Origin of the sequence: Marinobacter sp. (assembly GCF_048266785.1) — a bacterium.
Classification (GTDB): domain Bacteria; phylum Pseudomonadota; class Gammaproteobacteria; order Pseudomonadales; family Oleiphilaceae; genus Marinobacter.
This window is the reverse complement of the sequence record NZ_JBLWYX010000006.1, coordinates 116,703-134,080: the sequence shown is the minus strand read 5'-3', so window position 1 is coordinate 134,080 and position 17,378 is coordinate 116,703. Positions and strand designations below refer to the sequence as shown.

Genomic DNA, 17,378 nt, shown 5'->3' with positions numbered 1-17,378 from the left:
TCCTGTGACAAGGCAAACTATCGTGCCGATTAACCCGGCTATGGGACTACCGAGGGCATAAAAGGTATAATCCCGGAATCAAGTTTTCCGGCGTTGTGCCACCTAAATCTGCTACGGAGTCCCCATGGCCGAACGTAAGGCTCGGGTAGAACGAAATACCCTTGAAACCCAGATCAGCGTTGAAATCAATCTCGATGGCACCGGTAAATCCAGTTTCGACACCGGTGTGCCGTTTCTTGAGCACATGATGGAACAGATTTCCCGTCATGGCTTGATCGATCTCACCATCGTGTCCAAAGGCGATCTGCACATTGACGACCATCACACGGTAGAAGATGTGGGCATAACCCTGGGCCAAGCCTTTAAGCAGGCGGTTGGCGATAAAACAGGTATTCGTCGCTACGGTCACGCCTATGTGCCCCTTGATGAGGCGCTCTCCCGAGTGGTAATTGACCTTTCCGGTCGCCCTGGTCTGATCATGGAAGTGCCCTTTACCCGCAGCACCGTGGGCGGATTTGATGTGGACCTGTTTGAAGAGTTCTTCCGCGGTTTTATTAACCACGCCCTGGTGACGATGCACATCGATACTTTGAGGGGCAAGAACACCCACCACCAGATCGAAACCGTGTTCAAAGCATTCGGCCGCGCCTTGCGCATGGCCATTGAAATGGATGAGCGCATGGCGGGTATTACACCGTCGACCAAAGGCCTGTTGTAAACCGCCGCTCTTAGCCGCTTTCAGCCACCTAAGGACACCGTACTAACCATGAAAACCGTTGCCATCATCGACTACGGCATGGGGAACCTTCACTCTGCCCGCAAAGCGGTAGAGCATGTAGCCCCGGATACCAGGGTTCTGGTAACCGATAATGCAGATAAAATCCGCGAAGCCGACAGGGTGATTCTTCCCGGCGTCGGCGCCATACGCGACTGCATGGCAGAGATTCGCCGGCTGGGCGTGGACGCGCTGGTACGGGAAGTTTCCCGTGATCGTCCGTTCCTCGGTATCTGTGTTGGCATGCAGGCGCTTATGTCCCGTAGCGAAGAGAACGGTGGCGTTGACTGCATCAATCTGTTCCCTTCCCAAGTGCGTTTCTTTGGCGAGAACCTGGTAGAAAACGGCGAGCGGCTAAAGGTGCCTCACATGGGGTGGAACGAGGTTTATCACGCCATGGAGCATCCGCTGTGGCAGGGCATTCCTGATGGTGATCGCTTCTACTTTGTGCACAGTTACTACGCTGAGGCGGAAGGTAACGCAGACATAGCCGGGCGCAGCCATTACGGTGTTGATCTTGCGGCTGCGGTCGCCCGGGACAATATTTTTGCTGTGCAGTTTCACCCGGAGAAAAGTGCCAGGGCAGGGCTGCAACTTCTCAAGAACTTTACTGACTGGAACGGAACATGCTGATTATTCCCGCCATTGATCTAAAAGACGGCCGATGCGTGCGGTTGCGCCAGGGCCGTATGGAAGACTCCACCGTTTTCGGTGGCGACCCGGTTGATATGGCCACTCGCTGGGTGGAAGCCGGTGCCCGCCGCTTGCACCTTGTGGATCTGAACGGCGCGTTTGCAGGCGAGCCGGTTAACGGAGAAATTGTTAAGGCTATTGCCCGCAAGTATCCGGATTTGCCGATACAGATTGGCGGCGGTATTCGGTCGGCAGAAACCATTGAGGCCTATCTCAAAGCGGGTGTGCAGTGGGTTATTATCGGCACCAAGGCAGTCAAAGAACCTGAGTTTGTTACCGAAATGTGCAAGCGCTTCCCCGGACACATTATTGTGGGGCTCGATGCCAAAGACGGCCGTGTCGCAACAGATGGCTGGGCTGAGGTGTCCGAAGTTATGGCGGTCGATCTGGCAAAACGCTTTGCGAACGATGGCGTTGAAGCGATTGTTTACACCGACATCAACCGCGACGGCATGATGCAGGGTGTAAACGTGGAAGCCACTGCCGCTCTTGCAGAAGAAGGTGGCATTCCGGTTATCGCTTCCGGTGGCGTAACCAATATGGATGATCTCAAGCGTTTGGCGCCAGTCGCTCACAGGGGCATCATCGGCGCTATCACCGGCCGCGCTATTTACGAAGGTACACTGGATGTTGCAGAAGCCCAGGCGTTCTGTGACTCCGTGAAAGGCTGAACAAGGTAGAACCTATGACACTGGCGAAGCGTATTATTCCCTGTCTGGATGTGGACAAGGGGCGCGTTGTGAAAGGCGTGAACTTTGTGGATATCCGGGATGCTGGCGATCCTGTGGAAGTGGCCCGTCGCTATAACGAGCAGGGCGCCGACGAGATTACCTTTCTGGATATTACGGCAAGCCATGAAAGCCGCGACACGACCTATGAAACCGTGGAACGCATGGCGTCAGAAGTGTTCATTCCGCTGACAGTCGGCGGCGGTGTTCGCACTGTCGACGATATCCGTAAGCTGCTGAATGCCGGTGCAGACAAGGTGGCCATTAACACGGCTGCGGTATTCAACCCGGAGTTTGTGCGGGAAGCAGCGGATCGGTTTGGCAGCCAGTGCATTGTGGTGGCTATTGATGCCAAACAGGTCAGTACCGAAGGTGAGGAGCTGCGCTGGGAGATCTTTACCCACGGTGGCCGTAAGCCAACAGGGCTGGATGCCGTGGAGTGGGCGCGCAAAATGGTAGAAATGGGTGCCGGCGAGCTCTTGCTCACAAGCATGGACAGAGATGGTACCAAGATCGGTTTTGATCTTGATCTGACCAAGGCAGTCAGCGATGCGGTAGTTGTTCCAGTGATCGCCTCAGGTGGTGTGGGTGAGCTGCAACATCTGGCGGATGGCGTAACCAAGGGTGCTGCAGATGCCGTGCTGGCAGCGTCTATTTTCCACTTTGGTGAGCATACGATTCCTGAAGCCAAGGCCTTCATGAAGGCCCAGGGAATCGAAGTCCGGGATTAGTCTTTTTTAGCGAAAGCAGGCCGGATGGTCTGCTTGTCCCCTTCTGCAAACATCCTTCGGTTGTTGTTACGTATTGCCCAGAGACCGCTCACCGTGGCAACGGCAATGCCCTGTTCATCAAGTAACGGCAGATGTTTTTCGAGGTAATCGACGGTCACTGTATGTGGGTGGCCTATACCGACCGCACTGCCGTTCTCTTTTGCCCGCCGAATCAGTTCTTTGAATTGCTTGTCTACAAACGCTTCCGTTTGCTCATGATCCAGAAACACGTCCCGTGTCAGGGTGGGGACCTGATAGGCTTCAGCAACGTCGCCCGCAACGGATGAGGCAATTGTCCTGCTGTCGACAAAATAAACCGGGTAGCGGTAGAGCTCTTTCATCACCCAGTCCATAGGCCTGAGCTGCTGGGTCAGCAAGCTGCCCATGTGGTTGTTCACACCCCGTACGTAGGGAATGGACTGCAGCGCGCGGCGCAGAGTGGTTGTGAGGCTCTGCTCATCCATATCCGAAGTTAACCCGCCGGGGCCAAGGCCAAAGTTATGGGTGTTGGCCATGGGCGCGTGCAGCATAATTTCTTTTTCGCGGCTGTGCGCCAGACGGGCAAGGGTATCGGTGTGCCGGCGATAGGGCAGGAATGCCAGGGTCAGTGGCTGGTCCAGATTGGCAAGCCGCTTGCCCTCGTGCAAGTTATGTCCCATGTCGTCAATGATGATGGCAATGGTTGGTGGGATATCACCTTTTGCCGGATCTGCCGCCACCCCGCCGGAGGCCAAGCTTGTCAGTGCCGCCAGGGCCAGAGTTAGCAGGGTCAGATTAGAGAGCGCCTTCACTGTGCTGCGTCAGCTCCCTTGGGGTTGAGAATGTGTAGCCCTTTCAGCAAATTCAGCGCTGAGCGCAGCTGGTAGTCGCGGTCGGGTATTGAGCCGACCTGGTTTTCAGGCTTCGGCTGATTACCTTTACCTTCCGCTTCCTCATCCTGGCCAATCAGGTGGCCGCTTAGATCCGCTTCAGTAAAGAATGGGCGGCTATCCAGTTCCTTCAGCTCTGCCGGCTTTACTTCAATATCCGGCTTGATGCCTGTGGCCTGGATAGAACGCCCGTCCGGGGTGTAATACCGCGCGGTTGTCATTTTGATCGCGTGGGTCTCATCCAGGGGGATAACCGTCTGGACGCTACCCTTGCCAAAGGACTGGGTGCCCATGATCACGGCCCGTTTATGATCTTGCAGCGCGCCTGCAAGAATTTCGGATGCAGATGCGGAGCCGCCGTTGATCAGGACAACAATGGGTGTGCCTGCCATCACATCGCCGTCTTTAGCGCTAAAGCGAAGGCGCGAACTCTGGATCCTGCCTTCGGTATATACGATCAACCCCTCGTCCAGCAGCGCGTCTGCAGTTGCTACAGCTGCCTGCAGCACCCCGCCCGGATTATTGCGCAGGTCGAGTACCAGCCCGTCAAGCACGCCGCCATGATCCTCTTTGAGCTTGTTCAGTGCTTTCGTGAACTGTCCGCCGGTCTCCGCCTGGAACTGGGTCAGGCGCACATAGCCGTAGCCGTTTTCAATCATGCGACTCTTTACACTGGTGACCTTGATAACAGCCCGCTCAACGTCAATCTCAACGGGCGCGCTTTCACCCTCGCGCATGATGGTCAGGGTGAGTATGGTGCCGGGCTTGCCGCGCATGAGCTGAACGGCTTCTTCCAGGCTCATGCCTTTTACCGGTTTCTCATCAAGTTTGATGATCAGGTCGCCCGCCTGAACACCGGCCTGTTCTGCAGGCGTATCGTCAATGGGAGCGATAACTTTTACAAAACCGTTCTCCATACCCACTTCAATACCCAGACCACCAAACTCGCCGGAGGTGCTCTCTTCCAGCTCTTCATAGTCTTTTGGTGCCAGATAAGTGGAGTGCGGGTCCAGATCGGAGAGCATGCCTTTGATGGCGCTTTCCAGTAACTGTCTGTCGTCTACTTCTTCAACGTAAGCTGCCTTGATGCGGCTGAAGACCTCGGTAAATTTGCGCAGATCGTCCAGTGGCAGTTGTTTTTCCGGGTCGGGCAGGGTGATTTCAACACGCTCGCCGTTCTGGATGCCTTCCAGAACCCGATTATCCTCTGACGAATTATCCTGAGAGAAGGCCAATCCGGGGATGGTGACGAAACAGGCGGCAAGTAGGGCGGAGCGCAAAGGTAAGGCTTGGAGTTTACTTTGGACCCATTTCATTCACATATCCCGTGGTTATTCCGGTAGTTGAGCAGAAATCTCTGTTCCCGACAGTATGGCGCCAGCGGGCGCATTTGTCAGCCCTGCAGCTGGGGTTCATTTGCCCAGCCAGCGCCCCGGGTTGTCTGGCTTGCCATTATGGCGCACCTCAAAATAAAGCGCCGGGCTTTCTGTGCCCCCGGTGCGACCAGCCAAAGCAATGGCTTCCCCGGCAGCAACCCAGTCTCCGGGGCTGGTAAACAGGCTGCTACTGTGGCCATAGAGTGTCATGTAGCCATCGCCGTGATCAATAATTGTTATCAGCCCAAAGCCCCGGAGCCAGTTCGCAAACACAACTCTGCCGTAGTGAATGGCTTTTACTTCTGCCTCTTCGCCGGTCTGAATGAGCAGGCCGTTTCTGCTTAGTTTGCCATCTGCGTATTTCTCGCCAAACCGGCTTATGACCTTACCCTTTGCCGGCCAAGGCAGTTTGTTTTTGAGTGACGGGAAGGGCTGTGACTCGTTTGGAGATGGAATGCTGGCAATGGCTTGCTGAACTTCCGAAAGCAGCTTCTGCAATCGCTTGCGATCAGATTCAAGTTCATCTTTTTCGCTGCGACGGTTGCTGATGTCCTGGTTGAGAGCTGTCAGGGTTTTCTGACGGTCCTGGCGGGAGGCCTGCAGTTCCTGTTGGCGTTTGCTGACGCTTGCCTCGGTTTTGGCAAGCTCGGCCCGGGTACTGTGCACGGCAGCTTGGGTCACTTTCAGTTCTTGCAGGCTTTTCTGGAATGCTTCCAGACGCCCGACCGTGTCGCGGCTGAGGTATTCGTAGTAGGTCATGGTCCGGGCAATGTTGTCCGGATTGATTTCGTTAAGCAGCACTTTGACGGCTGGGGCGTCACCTTCCATCCAGGCGGTGCGGATCTGCTGTTTGAGGTTTTCGCGCTGGCGTTCCAGGGTTTGTGTCAGTTCCCGCTCCTCGCTCTGGAGTCTGGCGAGGTGCTGCTGCTGTTTTTTTACCTGCTCCCGCAGAGACCGACGCTCGCGGGTCAGCCGGCTGATCGTGCGTTCGGCATCGGCGAGTTGTCGCTCCAGGGAGGAGCGATCCTTTTCGGCATCGGCCAGCCATCCATCGATATCCTCAATCCGTTCCTTGAGGTCTTCGATCTGGGCTGGTGTAACCTCTTGCCCGGAGGCTGCCGGCAGTGCACCCAGTAAAAACGTGAGTGCGAACGCCAGTAACGCAGTCAGACGCAATGGTACGGCCTGCTTCTGAGTCAACCGATTTTGACCAGGCTATGCCCGGTCATTTCTTTCGGTTGTTCCAGTCCCATCAATGTGAGCAGGGAGGGGGCCACATCGCTCAGGCTGCCGTCGTCACTCAGCCTTACCTCGCGGCTGCCCGTGTAAACCAGTGGAACCGGCCCGATGGTGTGCGCTGTATGAACCTGGCCAGAGTTCGGATCCGTCATCTGCTCGCAGTTGCCATGATCGGCCGTTATCAATGCCTGGCCATCGACTTCTTCCAGCGCTTCGACCACGCGCTGCACGCACTGATCAAGACATTCTGCAGCCTTGATGGCGGCATCCAGTTTGCCAGTATGGCCTACCATGTCCCCGTTGGCGTAGTTGCACACCACCAGATCGTACTTGCCGCTCTTTATGGCTTCTACCAGTTTGTCGGTTACTTCCGGCGCGCTCATTTCCGGTTTCAGGTCGTAGGTGGCCACTTTGGGTGAGGGCACCAGAATTCTGTCTTCGCCAGCAAAGGGTGTTTCCTGCCCGCCGTTAAAAAAGAAGGTTACGTGGGCGTACTTCTCGGTTTCAGAAATGCGTAACTGGGTTTTGCCAAGGTTGGATATGTATTCGCCCAAGCTGTTAACGAGAGTCTCAGGTGGATAGGCACAGGGCGTTTTAATATCTGCTGCATACTCGGTAAGCGTCACAAAATCGGCAAGCTTGGGGTGTTTTTTGCGCTCGAACCCGTCAAAGCCTTCGCCTACAAACGTGCGGGTCATTTCCCGGGCACGGTCAGCCCGGAAGTTCATGAACAGAACCGCATCGCCATCATTAATGTTGCCTGCAGGCTCACCTGCACTCTGGATACGGGTCGGCTTTACGAATTCATCGTTTTCACCACGCTCGTAAGCCCGCTCCAGGCCCGAAACGGGATCGGCGGCCGTGAATTCTGATTCACCCAGGGTCATCAGGTTGTAGGCGGCTTCAACCCTGTCCCAGCGGTTGTCCCTGTCCATAGCGAAATAGCGGCCGACAATGGATACCACTCGGCCTACGCCCAGGCTTTTTAATTTCGCGGTGGCCTTCTCCAGAGAAGGGCGAGCGCTGCGAGGTGGCATGTCACGCCCGTCAAGAAACGCGTGAATGTACACTTCTTTTGCGCCCCTTGAGGCGGCAAGCTCAGCGGCTGCCAACATATGATCTTCGTGGCAGTGAACGCCACCGGGCGAAAGCAGGCCCATGAGATGAACGGCGCCGCCATTACCCACGGCTTTGTCTATTGCGGAACACAGGGTCGGGTTTTGATTAAATGTGCCTTCTTCCAGATCCTTGTCAATGCGCGTAAGGCTCTGATAAACGACGCGACCTGCGCCCAGATTCATGTGTCCGACTTCTGAATTCCCCATCTGGCCCTGTGGTAGCCCTACAAACATACCGGAAGTGTTAATGAGGGTTCGTGGCCTGGATTCCCAGAGCTTGTCCCAGAAGGGCGTATTGGCGTTGCTGATGGCGTTGTCTTCGGCGGGATCACGATGGCCCCAGCCGTCCAGAATTATCAGTGCTGTCGGCTTGCGCAATGCTGTCATCATTCAGTCCGGAAGTAGAATAGCGGTAAGTTTACAGAAGTCGAAGTGAAGCTTATCCATTTTTGCACTTTGAGGCCACAGTCGTCACCTGTATGGTCACCTTCTGTCCGGCGAGCAGGCTGTGTATAATCCGCCCAAACTTATTTTCAGGGTAACCTCATGGATCGGTTGTTTGAATTTGTCGTTAACCACTACGTTCTCGCCTCGTTGTTTGTGGCTTTTCTGGTTGCAATTCTGGTGCTGGAGTCCAGGCGGGGCGGTGCTAAAATCTCTGCCCAGGGCGCCGTTAGCCTGATCAACCGGGATGAGGCCATAGTGGTTGATATCCGTGATCGCAAAGAGTTTGGCGAAGGCCGCATTACCGGCTCTGTGAATATTCCGCTGAACAGCCTGAAAAGTCGCGCCGCTGAATTGAAGAAGCATAAAGATAAGCAGATCATCGTAGCGGACAAAATGGGCCAGCATTCTGCCATGGCGGTAAAGCAGCTCAACGCTGAAGGTTACGCCAATGTGGTGCGGCTGAATGGCGGCGTCAGTGACTGGAAAGCCAGCAACTTGCCGTTGGTGAAGAAGTAGAGGCAGCTTCAGAGGTTGATCTGAGCACCGATCTGCCGCACTGTTTCACATAACCGAACGCAGCCAGGCAGTAGACTGTTCCGGCAGATGTAACCATAAAAATGGGTCTTGAGCCCACTCTACAACTCTCTACAAAAGGGAAAGGACTTAACATGGCTGAGAATCAGCAAGCCGCCGCAGGCAGTGATACCCAGAACCAGGCCCAGTTTGCCTTGCAGCGTATTTACGTGAAGGATCTGTCTTTTGAGTCACCGAACTCACCGGTGGTATTTCAGGAACAATGGAAGCCGCATGTGAATCTGGACCTGAACACCGCTCACACCAAAGTCAGTGACAATCAGTATGAAGTTGTTCTGTCGCTGACAGTTACGACAAAAATCGACGAGAAGGTCGCTTATATTGTCGAGATTCAACAGGCGGGTGTGTTCCTCGTGGCAGGCATCGAAGGGCCCCAACTCGGCCAGATGCTGGGCGCTTACTGCCCGACTATTCTGTTCCCTTATGCCCGTGAAGCAATCGACGGTGTCGTAAACAAGGGCAGCTTCCCGGCATTGATGCTGGCACCGGTTAACTTCGATGCCATCTACGCCCAAGCGCTCCAGCGCAAGCAGGAAGAGGCCGCTGGGGAAGCCGGAGAAGTGCAGAAGACGCACTGACAGTTCCGCTCTGATCTGATGACAAAACAGCCCGACAATTGCCGGGCTGTTTTGTTTATGATTTGCCGTTTATCGAGCCCCTGAACCCCAGCTGTCGCCAGGCTTCGTAGACTACCAGAGCGGCCGTGTTTGACAGGTTCAGGCTTCGGCTCTCGGGGCACATGGGTACTTTCAGGCAGTGACCTGCTGGCAAACCCTCGCGCACGCCGTCTGGCAGACCGCGGGTTTCCGGCCCGAACATCAGGTAGTCATCGTCATGGTAGGCAACCTGATGGTAGGAGCGGTGGCCTTTCGTGGTGAGGCCAAAAAGGCGCCGAGGTTGCTCGCTTTCGAGAAATGCCTGATAGCTCTTATGGATTTTTACCGTGGCGTATTCGCTGTAGTCCAGCCCGGCCCGTCGCATCTGTTTGTCTTCCAGAGTAAAGCCCAGAGGTTCAATCAGATGCAGCCGGCAACCGGTGTTGGCGCACAGTCGGATGATATTGCCTGTATTCGGCGGTATCTCCGGTTCATAAAGCACCACATTCAGCATATTGTGCTTTAGCGTTCCACAGCCAGGGCAACACCCATGCCGCCGCCGATGCACAGGGTTGCAAGCCCTTTGTTCGCATCACGGCGCACCATTTCATGCAGCAGCGAAACCAGAATACGGCAACCAGAAGCACCGATGGGATGGCCTAGCGCAACGGCGCCGCCGTTTACGTTAACCTTGTTGGTATCCCAGCCCATGTCGCGATTTACAGAGATGGCCTGGGCGGCAAATGCCTCGTTGGCTTCAATCAGGTCCAGATCGTCAACACTCCAGCCTGCCAGTTTCAGGCAGCGCTGGCTGGCGGGAATCGGGCCTGTGCCCATGATGGTAGGATCAACACCTGCATTGGCGTAGGCCTTGATAGTCGCAAGTGGAGTCAGGCCCAACTCTTTGGCCTTCTCGGCGCTACACACCATAACGGCCGCCGCTCCATCGTTGAGAGATGAGGCGTTGCCAGCGGTCACTGTGCCATCTTTCTTGAAGGCTGGGCGCAGCTTGCCGAGGCCTTCGCCGGTCACGCCGTCGCGCGGCCCTTCGTCCTTGCTGACGATGATCGGGTCGCCCTTACGCTGGGGGATAGAGACCGGCACGATTTCGCCATCGAAGCGCCCGGTTTCACGGGCTGCAACGGCTTTTTGCTGAGACGCTGCGGCAAACTCGTCCTGTTCTTCGCGGCTGATGCCGTATTTCTCGACAATGTTCTCGGCCGTGACGCCCATGTGGTAGTCATTGAAGGCATCCCAGAGGCCGTCTGTGACCATAGTGTCGATCATGGTCCAGTTGCCCATGCGCTGGCCGTTGCGGCTATTGGGCAGAACGTGAGGGGCCAGGCTCATGCTTTCCTGCCCACCCGCAATAATCATGTCTGCATCGCCGCAGCGGATAGCCTGCACAGCCATATGCACGGCTTTGAGCCCGGACCCACACACCTTGTTGATGGTCATTGCTGGCACAGACGCCGGGATGCCGGCGTTAATGGCAGACTGGCGGGCAGGGTTCTGGCCACAGCCTGCAGTCAGTACCTGGCCGAGCAGCACTTCGTTGATCTGCTCGCTGGCGACACCGGTCTCTTCCAGCAGTGCCTTGATAACGGCAGTGCCAAGCTGATCCGCACGCAGGCTGGCGAGGCCTCCACCGAACGCTCCGATGGCAGTACGCCGGGCGGCAACAATGACGACATCACGCATGGGTTTTCTCCGTTTAAGGTGTTGTGTTCCCGCAGGGCAGCAAACCGATCCTGAGCCCTGCGGAGTAAAAACTGCACACATTATAGCCGGAAAGGCGGAATCGGCAAAAGCTCGGTGTGAGCAATGTGCCTAAATGTTCAGGCTTCGCCCGCCGTCTACAGCAACAATCTGCCCGGTGATAAAAGGCGCGTCCGTTAACAGAAATACAATGGTGCGAGCGATGTCATCCGGCGTGCCGGTGCGGTTCAGAGGCGTTTTAGCCAGAATTTTGCTCTGGTAATCGGTATCAACTGCGGCATCGCCTTCCGGCCAGAGAATGGCCCCTGGAGAGACCCCGTTTACTCGAACTTCGGGCGCCAGGTCTTTGGCCCAGGAGCGGGTGAGGGCGGCGAGGCCGGCCTTACTGGCGCAGTAGAGTGGATGCTCCGGCAGCGGCTTTTCACTGTAGATATCGATGAGGTTCACGACACTGCCGGTGCTCTCACGCAGCGCAGGCAGGCACGCTTGCAGAAGAAAGAAAGGCGCCTTCAGGTTGGTGTGCATGATGCTATTCCAGTCGCCTTCAGTCACCTGCGCCGTCGGGGTTGGATAGAACACCGATGCGTTGTTAACCAGTGCGTCCAGTCGCCCCCAGTGTGCCGTTGCCTCTTGGCCCAGGCGCTTGATATCCGCTATTTCGCTCAGGTCGGCCTGCAGCGCGATTGTGGAGTTCTCGCGCTGGTGGTTCATAGCTTCCGCGAGGTTTTTGGCCTGCTTGTCACGGCTCCGATAGTGGAGCACCAGGTTCCAGCCCTGCTCGTGGAGTAATTGCGCAGTGCGGGCGCCAAGCCGGTGCGCCGAGCCGGTAATCAGGGCAACGGGTGTATTCGCGGGCATGGTATTTCCTCAGGTTGATGAACCGCAAGCTGCCTGAGCTATACGCGCCAGACGCTCGGTCCGGATTGCCTCGCCCAGTTCTTTGCCCGAAAACCCCTGCTTAATTAATGTTTGAGGTTCAACGCCTGATGCGGCAACTTTGGCTTTCTCAAGTGCTTCAAGGTGTTGTCGGTCCAATGGGTCAAGACTGCATCCCAGCACATGTATCAGTTGTGAGAAGCGTTCGGGCCGGCGCCAGACGTCTGCCTTTTCCAGTAGCTCAAGGAGTGTGCCTGCGCTCGGCTGGACCGGGTCGAGTTGCCTGATCACTGGAGTGAAGGCTGCCGCCAGCCGGGCAAGTTGCTGGCAGTCATTGGGCGCTTTCATCGCCTTCGCTCGTGCCACGCAGGCGTGCTCATCAAGCCTGCTGAGCAATGCAGCATAACGTTCTGCCGTAGAGCCGTCGCTGGCGTGAACGCAGTTAAGGGCATTAATCGCAGCATGGAAATCGACTTCGGACGCCAGTTCGGGTATCAGAACGTCGAGTGCGCCACAGTCTCGCAGTACCTGAAAAAATGTGCCGGGAGCCTTCTCATGCAGGGCCCGCTGGATCTCCTGCCACACCCGCTCGGGTACAAGATGCTCCACTTCGCCGTCGGCAACCATAGTGTGCATCAGGGACATGGTTTCTGTGCAAACGCGAAAGCCAAGAGGCTGGAAACGCGCCGCAAAACGCGCGGTTCTCAGAATTCGGAGTGGGTCTTCTTTGAAAGCCCCGGATACGTGGCGTAACTCTCGCGATTCGAGATCTTTTTTGCCATTAAAAGGGTCGGTCAGTTCGCCTTGTTCCGAGCGTGCCATGGCATTGATGGTCAGATCTCTGCGCAGCAGGTCTTCTTCAAGAGTGACATCCGGTGCGCTATATACGCTGAAGCCGTGATAGCCTCGCCCCTGTTTGCGCTCGGTGCGGGCGAGCGCGTATTCCTCATGGGTTTTGGGATGCAGGAATACGGGGAAGTCTGACCCTACCTGGGTGTAGCCCTGGGCAAGCATCTGCTCCGGGGTCGCGCCTACGACTACCCAGTCCCGGTCTTCGACTGCAAGGCCCAGTAATTCGTCGCGTACGGCTCCGCCAACCAGGTAGGTTTGCATGAAGGGTCAGGTTCCTTTCCAAGAAGTGTGCGGGAATTATCCTTTTCCCGGGCGGGTCAGGCAAACCCCCTTATTGTGATGGGCTTGCCTGGCGCCAGAAATAATAATCAAAGCCAGGTCAGAAAGAGGTACCTAACTCCAGAGCCGCGCCTACATCGGCACTGCTGAACAGGGCGCCGAGGTCAAAACGTACGCCCATCAGATTGAGCCCAAGGCCGGCGGTAAACTGGGTTTTCTCCTCGATACCTTCGTTATTATCGTTGCTGGCCAGGTTGTGACGAACACCAGCGCGGAGCTGAGCGTAGCGCCAGGCATCGAATTCAGCACCCAGAGCAAGCCACTGAGTGTCATCTTCAAAGCCGAAGGCTTCTTTTTCTGTCAGGTCAATTTCGGCTGTAACAACGTGGTATGCGCTCTTGTGAGCGATGCCTACGGTTGCCGTCGGGTTGAGCTTAAGCGTTCTCGCTTGCTCGCCGAGCAACGGGCGGCTTGCTGCGGAATCCAGCTCCATCGGGATCAGGTTTTTAACGGCGATACCGGCGTTCCATTGTTTTTCATCACCAAAAGCGTAAGCCGCACCTATGTCGAGGTTGAAGCCACTCTTGCTGGTCTGATACTGATCACCGTCGAATTCGTCATCTTCGAAGCCGGAAACGGTTTCCGTGTATTGGAAAGTTCTCAGCTCGACATACTTTGGTGAGATGCCCAGTTGCAGAGTTTCTCCGTTATTCAGCTCCAGGGCATGGGCAAAGCTGACCCCTGCTTCTATAACTGCAGACGCAAGAACTCTGCCGCGCGATTGGAGATCGTCGGTAGCGCCCGGGATCAATATTCCATTTTCGATAGCCTGAAGTTTTGCGTCATCGCTTTGGTCGTATTCACCTCTGGCTGTCGCGGTCAGGTTCCCGTTGCTGAACAGGCCAACGGATAGTTTCTTTCCCGGAACGGCGAGAGCAAAGCCGAGACCTATGTTGGCGCGCATCGTGTCCTTGTCAAAACCTTCGAATTGCTCGCGCAGCTGGCCGGCTAATTGCTGTGCATCGGTTGTATTTAAGGTGTTGATTGCAGTCTCAAGGTCATCAATTGTTTCTTGAATGTCATCAACCTGATCAATTGTTTCTTCTTCATCCGCAACCCGCACATTGATGGACGGCAGGGCCAGGCCGAATTCATCAGACCATGAATGGTGGTCGGCGGCCATCATGGCCGGGTTGGTGGACGTGGCCGAAGACGGATGAGCAACGGCGACGCCGGTTCCACCCATGGCAAATGATCGTGAAGACATAAAAGCCTGAGGGCTGGCAAGAGTGGCGGTGGTTGCAACGGATAGACCCACAGCAACAAACAGTCTGGACAAGCGATATTGGTGCATTCGGGTACCTTCGTAAAAAAGAGATATAAATTAGTGAACTTATAAACTGTTGAAAGGTTAGAGCAATATGGGTGCCCGGACATGACATAAGCGGTAACGGTTTGTCTTTGATGTGTAAACAGAGGCAGGTTATTGCCGGTTTCAGACCCTGCTTTGTTACTCTTGCAGAGAAAGCGCTTTCAATCAGCGTGTTAGCAAAACTGGCGCGAATTTTTCATAGATATCGGAAACGGTTAGCTGAAACGATCTCTGGAGACAAAAGCATGGTCATTCGCTGGATACTAATCCCCGTTCTGGCATTTACACTGGCGGCCTGCGCACCCGTTGGTGGCCACCGGGACAGCGGCGGAAACAGGGCACAATCAGAAGCAAGGCTTGAGCCTGTAACGGTGCGGGTCAGCGGCTTTGGTACTTATGAGGATGTCAGTGCGGATCGCCTGAACACTCGCAAACGACTGATGGCGCGCAGAGCTTCCCAGATGGACGCCTACCGGAACCTTGCAGAGCGGGTATACGGCACAGTCATTTATGGCAGCTCTACGGTGAACGACTTTGTTCTTCGCAATGATATGTTCCGCACTTATGTAGACAGCTATATCCGTGGGGCCAAAATGGTCGCCGTTAACGAGCACAGCGACGGTGTCATTGAGACGGTCATGGAGTTGAAGCTGGAACCGCGCTTCCGCGCCTGTGTATCCAAGGTGGAACCTGACCAGGTTCAGGACCTTTGCCCGATACCCATGCCCGGATACAACGACAGTGTTGGTGATGTTCAGAGCAGAAACGTCGACTCTCTGTACTATTTGGATTGAGGCTTGGCAAATTGAACGAACAAACGGGTAGGAAACGATGCGCGGGTTTATAAAGCAGTGTGTGCGCTTGTCGCTTTGGTGTTCATTAATGCTGGCTGTAAGCGCTCACGCCGTCGTTCTGGAGGGTGTGGGTCACGCCAGTATCCACGGTGATGATATTGCCTCTGCCCGCGCTGAAGCACGCAATGCGGCCATGCGTGACCTTGCCCTGCAATATGAGGCGCAGGTTAGCACCAGCGACACTATGGAAAACGGTGTTCTGACAGAATCCAGAATGCGCCTGGCCTCAAGCGCCAGAGCACGGAACGTGAAAGTTATTGATGAACATCGCAGCGGCAACCTGCTTCGCGTGACTGTGCGTGGCGATATTTCCGCCGGGACGGCAAGTTGTGAAGGTGGAGAGGCCGGCCGGTTGAAGAAGCGGGTAGCGGTTACCGGATTCCCGCTTGTGTATCCGGATCAGGCCCGGGTGGGGCGCATTGATGATGCTGGCGAAATCCTGCCGCAATTGCTTCAGCAAGGCTTGCGGGACGCCGGCAGTCTTCAGGTCTTTTCGACTACCAGCACCCGCCTGTTTCCCGATCTATTGAACGCACCGACCATGCAGGAGGGCGGCAACCGCCTTACCAATGTCATTCAGGTGGCTCGGGAAATGGGGGTTCAGTTTGTGGTGACCGGCGTTATCCGGGATATCGGTGTTGCAGATCCGGCGGCGTGGGGTTCGTCGGTGCTGGACAAAATGCAGCGGGGTATTGGTGCATCGGATATGCGCCGTCGTTTCGCAGTGGATATGGTGGTTCTGGATGGCTTCAGTGGTTCGCCGGTGTACCAGCAGCATTTCGAAACAGCAGCCGACTGGAATGCTGGGCCGGGCAGTTCTTCGGGATTCGGCTCTGCAGGATTCCAGAAGACCCACTACGGAGAAGCCGTTTCCGGCGTTATCGGAGATATGACGCGGGCAGCAACCGATGCCCTTGCGTGCCAGCCTTTTATGACCCGGATTACCCGGGTAGATGGCCAGCTTGTGACGCTGGCATCAGGTGCGACAGCCGGTTTGCGGCCGGGAGATGAATTACATCTGTATCGCAGCGCCCGTTATTTTGATTCGCTGGGAGGGACGCCGGAGCTGAGTGACAGCCAGATGACGGTTAGGCTTAACAACGTTCATCCGGACTTCAGTAACGGTCGCATGCCCCAGGTTGGCGGGCAGGTAAACATTCAGCGAGACGACATTGCCATTATCTGGTAACTCACCCTGACACGGTGAGCTGATCAGGCCGACACTTCAGCAGCTGCGATATCGCGGATCTTTCCCACCATGGAGCGCAGGCCGTTGCCTCGGGTCGGGGAGATGTGATTGAACAGGTCCAACCGTTCGAACAGCTCGTCAATATCCGTTGCCAGCAGGTCTCTGGGAGGCTGGCCATTCAGCGCAACCAGGATCAGTGCGGCAAGACCGCGAACGATCAGCGCATCGGAATCAATGAGTAAGTAGAGTTTTCCGCTCGCTTCGTCATAATGGGAAATCAGCCATACCTGGCTCTGACAGCCGTGAACGTAGTTCTCTTCGATCCGGGCATCGTCCGGAAAAGCCGGCAACTGTTTGCCAAGATCGATAATAAATGCGTACCGTTCTTCCCAATCGTCCAGAAACTCGAAGCCGTCCAGTACATCTTCAAGCGTCGGGTTTTTCCCGAGCGGGTTGTCCAGAAAATCCTGCTCTGTCGCTGGCATTTATAACATTCCCAGTTCGAGTTTGGCTTCGTCGGTAAGCATGTCGTTGTTCCAGGGCGGATCAAAGGTAAGCTCTACGGTCACCTTGTCGACGTTGGGTACGTGCTCTACCTTGACCTTCACATCTTCAGTAATGACTGGTCCCATGCCGCAACCTGCAGCCGTGAGAGTCATCAGGATGAAAACATGGTTGCCTTCGGGCGTATTGTTTTCGATCCGGCATTCGTAAATCAGGCCCAAATCCACCACGTTAACCGGAATCTCCGGATCGTAGCAGTTGCGTATGGCTTCCCATACCTGGTTTTCATTGATGGACCCGTCTGCCGGCGTCTCGAAACTGCTTTCCAGCGGCTTCTTACCCAGAGCATCAGCGTTGTGGCCTTCGATGCGGGCGAGGTTGCCATTAACCGCAACCGTAAAGGTGCCGCCGAGTGACTGGGTGATGGTCACAAAGCTGTCTACCGGAATCATGATTTCTGTTCCGGTTGGAACAAGGCGGGCTTCCACCTCGCGTTTGGTCAGGACGACTTCACGTTCTTGCATGCCA

Annotated in this window: 19 protein-coding genes; 8 read left to right on the top strand and 11 right to left on the bottom strand. The window is 55.7% G+C overall.

Annotation, left to right across the window (positions count from 1 at the left end):
- The first annotated feature begins 124 nt into the window (after window positions 1-124).
- Genes hisB through hisF form a run of 4 tightly spaced genes read left to right on the top strand, consistent with a single transcriptional unit; the run spans window position 125 to window position 2,927 of the window.
- Window positions 125-718: an imidazoleglycerol-phosphate dehydratase HisB gene (gene hisB, locus ACN0V1_RS10995; RefSeq protein WP_071264760.1), complete on the top strand. Its 594-nt coding sequence runs from the start codon at window positions 125-127 to the stop codon at window positions 716-718.
- Between the two features lie 48 nt (window positions 719-766).
- The gene (hisH, locus tag ACN0V1_RS10990; RefSeq protein WP_417545029.1) at window positions 767-1,408 is read left to right on the top strand and encodes an imidazole glycerol phosphate synthase subunit HisH; all 642 of its coding nucleotides are present in this window, start codon (window positions 767-769) and stop codon (window positions 1,406-1,408) included.
- Window positions 1,402-2,139, top strand: a complete 738-nt coding sequence (hisA, locus tag ACN0V1_RS10985; protein ID WP_417545028.1) for a 1-(5-phosphoribosyl)-5-[(5-phosphoribosylamino)methylideneamino]imidazole-4-carboxamide isomerase — start codon at window positions 1,402-1,404, stop codon at window positions 2,137-2,139. The genes hisH and hisA overlap by 7 nt, the downstream gene beginning before the upstream one ends.
- A 14-nt stretch (window positions 2,140-2,153) precedes the next feature.
- Window positions 2,154-2,927, top strand: coding sequence for an imidazole glycerol phosphate synthase subunit HisF (gene hisF / locus ACN0V1_RS10980; protein ID WP_417545027.1), 774 nt, complete (start codon window positions 2,154-2,156; stop codon window positions 2,925-2,927).
- Here the strand turns inward: hisF and ACN0V1_RS10975 are convergent.
- From ACN0V1_RS10975 to gpmI, 4 genes are all read right to left on the bottom strand, one after another.
- The gene (locus ACN0V1_RS10975) at window positions 2,924-3,739 is read right to left on the bottom strand and encodes a divergent polysaccharide deacetylase family protein (protein WP_417545105.1); all 816 of its coding nucleotides are present in this window, start codon (window positions 3,737-3,739) and stop codon (window positions 2,924-2,926) included. The genes hisF and ACN0V1_RS10975 overlap by 4 nt on opposite strands.
- Window positions 3,740-3,753: 14 nt before the next feature.
- The gene (locus ACN0V1_RS10970; RefSeq protein ID WP_417545026.1) at window positions 3,754-5,151 is read right to left on the bottom strand and encodes a S41 family peptidase; all 1,398 of its coding nucleotides are present in this window, start codon (window positions 5,149-5,151) and stop codon (window positions 3,754-3,756) included.
- A gap of 96 nt (window positions 5,152-5,247) precedes the next feature.
- On the bottom strand, window positions 5,248-6,387 hold the full coding sequence (locus ACN0V1_RS10965) for a murein hydrolase activator EnvC family protein (protein WP_417545104.1): 1,140 nt from the start codon (window positions 6,385-6,387) through the stop codon (window positions 5,248-5,250).
- Between the two features lie 20 nt (window positions 6,388-6,407).
- Window positions 6,408-7,955 carry a 2,3-bisphosphoglycerate-independent phosphoglycerate mutase gene (gene gpmI, locus ACN0V1_RS10960; protein WP_417545025.1) on the bottom strand — a complete coding sequence of 516 codons (1,548 nt, stop codon included), beginning with the start codon at window positions 7,953-7,955 and terminating at the stop codon, window positions 6,408-6,410.
- A gap of 159 nt (window positions 7,956-8,114) precedes the next feature.
- Between gpmI and ACN0V1_RS10955 the strand changes: the two genes are divergently transcribed.
- Window positions 8,115-8,531 carry a rhodanese-like domain-containing protein gene (locus ACN0V1_RS10955; protein ID WP_144777988.1) on the top strand — a complete coding sequence of 139 codons (417 nt, stop codon included), beginning with the start codon at window positions 8,115-8,117 and terminating at the stop codon, window positions 8,529-8,531.
- A gap of 152 nt (window positions 8,532-8,683) precedes the next feature.
- Window positions 8,684-9,187, top strand: coding sequence for a protein-export chaperone SecB (gene secB, locus ACN0V1_RS10950; RefSeq protein WP_417545024.1), 504 nt, complete (start codon window positions 8,684-8,686; stop codon window positions 9,185-9,187).
- Window positions 9,188-9,242: 55 nt separating this feature from the next.
- Here secB and trmL read toward each other — a convergent pair whose 3' ends face one another.
- The 5 genes from trmL to ACN0V1_RS10925 form a co-directional block, all read right to left on the bottom strand.
- The gene (trmL, locus tag ACN0V1_RS10945) at window positions 9,243-9,719 is read right to left on the bottom strand and encodes a tRNA (uridine(34)/cytosine(34)/5-carboxymethylaminomethyluridine(34)-2'-O)-methyltransferase TrmL (protein ID WP_417545023.1); all 477 of its coding nucleotides are present in this window, start codon (window positions 9,717-9,719) and stop codon (window positions 9,243-9,245) included.
- Window positions 9,720-9,727: 8 nt separating this feature from the next.
- Window positions 9,728-10,906 carry an acetyl-CoA C-acetyltransferase gene (locus tag ACN0V1_RS10940; protein ID WP_417545022.1) on the bottom strand — a complete coding sequence of 393 codons (1,179 nt, stop codon included), beginning with the start codon at window positions 10,904-10,906 and terminating at the stop codon, window positions 9,728-9,730.
- 129 nt (window positions 10,907-11,035) lie between these two features.
- Entirely contained in the window at window positions 11,036-11,782 is a 747-nt protein-coding gene (locus ACN0V1_RS10935) for a pteridine reductase (protein WP_417545021.1), read from the bottom strand.
- A 9-nt stretch (window positions 11,783-11,791) separates the two neighbouring features.
- Window positions 11,792-12,913 (bottom strand): multifunctional CCA tRNA nucleotidyl transferase/2'3'-cyclic phosphodiesterase/2'nucleotidase/phosphatase, encoded by a 1,122-nt coding sequence (locus ACN0V1_RS10930; protein ID WP_417545020.1) that lies wholly within the window; start codon window positions 12,911-12,913, stop codon window positions 11,792-11,794.
- 118 nt (window positions 12,914-13,031) lie between these two features.
- Window positions 13,032-14,285, bottom strand: a complete 1,254-nt coding sequence (locus ACN0V1_RS10925) for a conjugal transfer protein TraF (protein WP_417545019.1) — start codon at window positions 14,283-14,285, stop codon at window positions 13,032-13,034.
- 263 nt (window positions 14,286-14,548) lie between these two features.
- Between ACN0V1_RS10925 and ACN0V1_RS10920 the strand changes: the two genes are divergently transcribed.
- Entirely contained in the window at window positions 14,549-15,097 is a 549-nt protein-coding gene (locus ACN0V1_RS10920; RefSeq protein ID WP_417545018.1) for an LPP20 family lipoprotein, read from the top strand.
- 88 nt (window positions 15,098-15,185) lie between these two features.
- Window positions 15,186-16,346: a flagellar assembly protein T N-terminal domain-containing protein gene (locus tag ACN0V1_RS10915; RefSeq protein ID WP_417545017.1), complete on the top strand. Its 1,161-nt coding sequence runs from the start codon at window positions 15,186-15,188 to the stop codon at window positions 16,344-16,346.
- A 23-nt stretch (window positions 16,347-16,369) separates the two neighbouring features.
- Here ACN0V1_RS10915 and ACN0V1_RS10910 read toward each other — a convergent pair whose 3' ends face one another.
- Window positions 16,370-16,831, bottom strand: a complete 462-nt coding sequence (locus ACN0V1_RS10910) for a SufE family protein (protein WP_417545016.1) — start codon at window positions 16,829-16,831, stop codon at window positions 16,370-16,372.
- Entirely contained in the window at window positions 16,832-17,374 is a 543-nt protein-coding gene (gene sufT / locus ACN0V1_RS10905; RefSeq protein ID WP_291949554.1) for a putative Fe-S cluster assembly protein SufT, read from the bottom strand.
- Window positions 17,375-17,378: the final 4 nt, after the last annotated feature.

Excerpts from the sequence above, each read along its gene's own strand:
- hisB (WP_071264760.1), top strand. The coding sequence starts at position 125 with ATGGCCGAACGTAAGGCTCGGGTAGAACGAAATACCCTTGAAACCCAG.
- hisH (WP_417545029.1), top strand. The coding sequence starts at position 767 with ATGAAAACCGTTGCCATCATCGACTACGGCATGGGGAACCTTCACTCT.
- hisA (WP_417545028.1), top strand. The coding sequence starts at position 1,402 with ATGCTGATTATTCCCGCCATTGATCTAAAAGACGGCCGATGCGTGCGG.
- hisF (WP_417545027.1), top strand. The coding sequence starts at position 2,154 with ATGACACTGGCGAAGCGTATTATTCCCTGTCTGGATGTGGACAAGGGG.
- ACN0V1_RS10970 (WP_417545026.1), bottom strand. The coding sequence starts at position 5,151 with ATGAAATGGGTCCAAAGTAAACTCCAAGCCTTACCTTTGCGCTCCGCC.
- gpmI (WP_417545025.1), bottom strand. The coding sequence starts at position 7,955 with ATGACAGCATTGCGCAAGCCGACAGCACTGATAATTCTGGACGGCTGG.
- ACN0V1_RS10955 (WP_144777988.1), top strand. The coding sequence starts at position 8,115 with ATGGATCGGTTGTTTGAATTTGTCGTTAACCACTACGTTCTCGCCTCG.
- secB (WP_417545024.1), top strand. The coding sequence starts at position 8,684 with ATGGCTGAGAATCAGCAAGCCGCCGCAGGCAGTGATACCCAGAACCAG.
- trmL (WP_417545023.1), bottom strand. The coding sequence starts at position 9,719 with ATGCTGAATGTGGTGCTTTATGAACCGGAGATACCGCCGAATACAGGC.
- ACN0V1_RS10940 (WP_417545022.1), bottom strand. The coding sequence starts at position 10,906 with ATGCGTGATGTCGTCATTGTTGCCGCCCGGCGTACTGCCATCGGAGCG.
- ACN0V1_RS10935 (WP_417545021.1), bottom strand. The coding sequence starts at position 11,782 with ATGCCCGCGAATACACCCGTTGCCCTGATTACCGGCTCGGCGCACCGG.
- ACN0V1_RS10930 (WP_417545020.1), bottom strand. The coding sequence starts at position 12,913 with ATGCAAACCTACCTGGTTGGCGGAGCCGTACGCGACGAATTACTGGGC.
- ACN0V1_RS10925 (WP_417545019.1), bottom strand. The coding sequence starts at position 14,285 with ATGCACCAATATCGCTTGTCCAGACTGTTTGTTGCTGTGGGTCTATCC.
- ACN0V1_RS10920 (WP_417545018.1), top strand. The coding sequence starts at position 14,549 with ATGGTCATTCGCTGGATACTAATCCCCGTTCTGGCATTTACACTGGCG.
- ACN0V1_RS10915 (WP_417545017.1), top strand. The coding sequence starts at position 15,186 with ATGCTGGCTGTAAGCGCTCACGCCGTCGTTCTGGAGGGTGTGGGTCAC.
- ACN0V1_RS10910 (WP_417545016.1), bottom strand. The coding sequence starts at position 16,831 with ATGCCAGCGACAGAGCAGGATTTTCTGGACAACCCGCTCGGGAAAAAC.
- sufT (WP_291949554.1), bottom strand. The coding sequence starts at position 17,374 with ATGCAAGAACGTGAAGTCGTCCTGACCAAACGCGAGGTGGAAGCCCGC.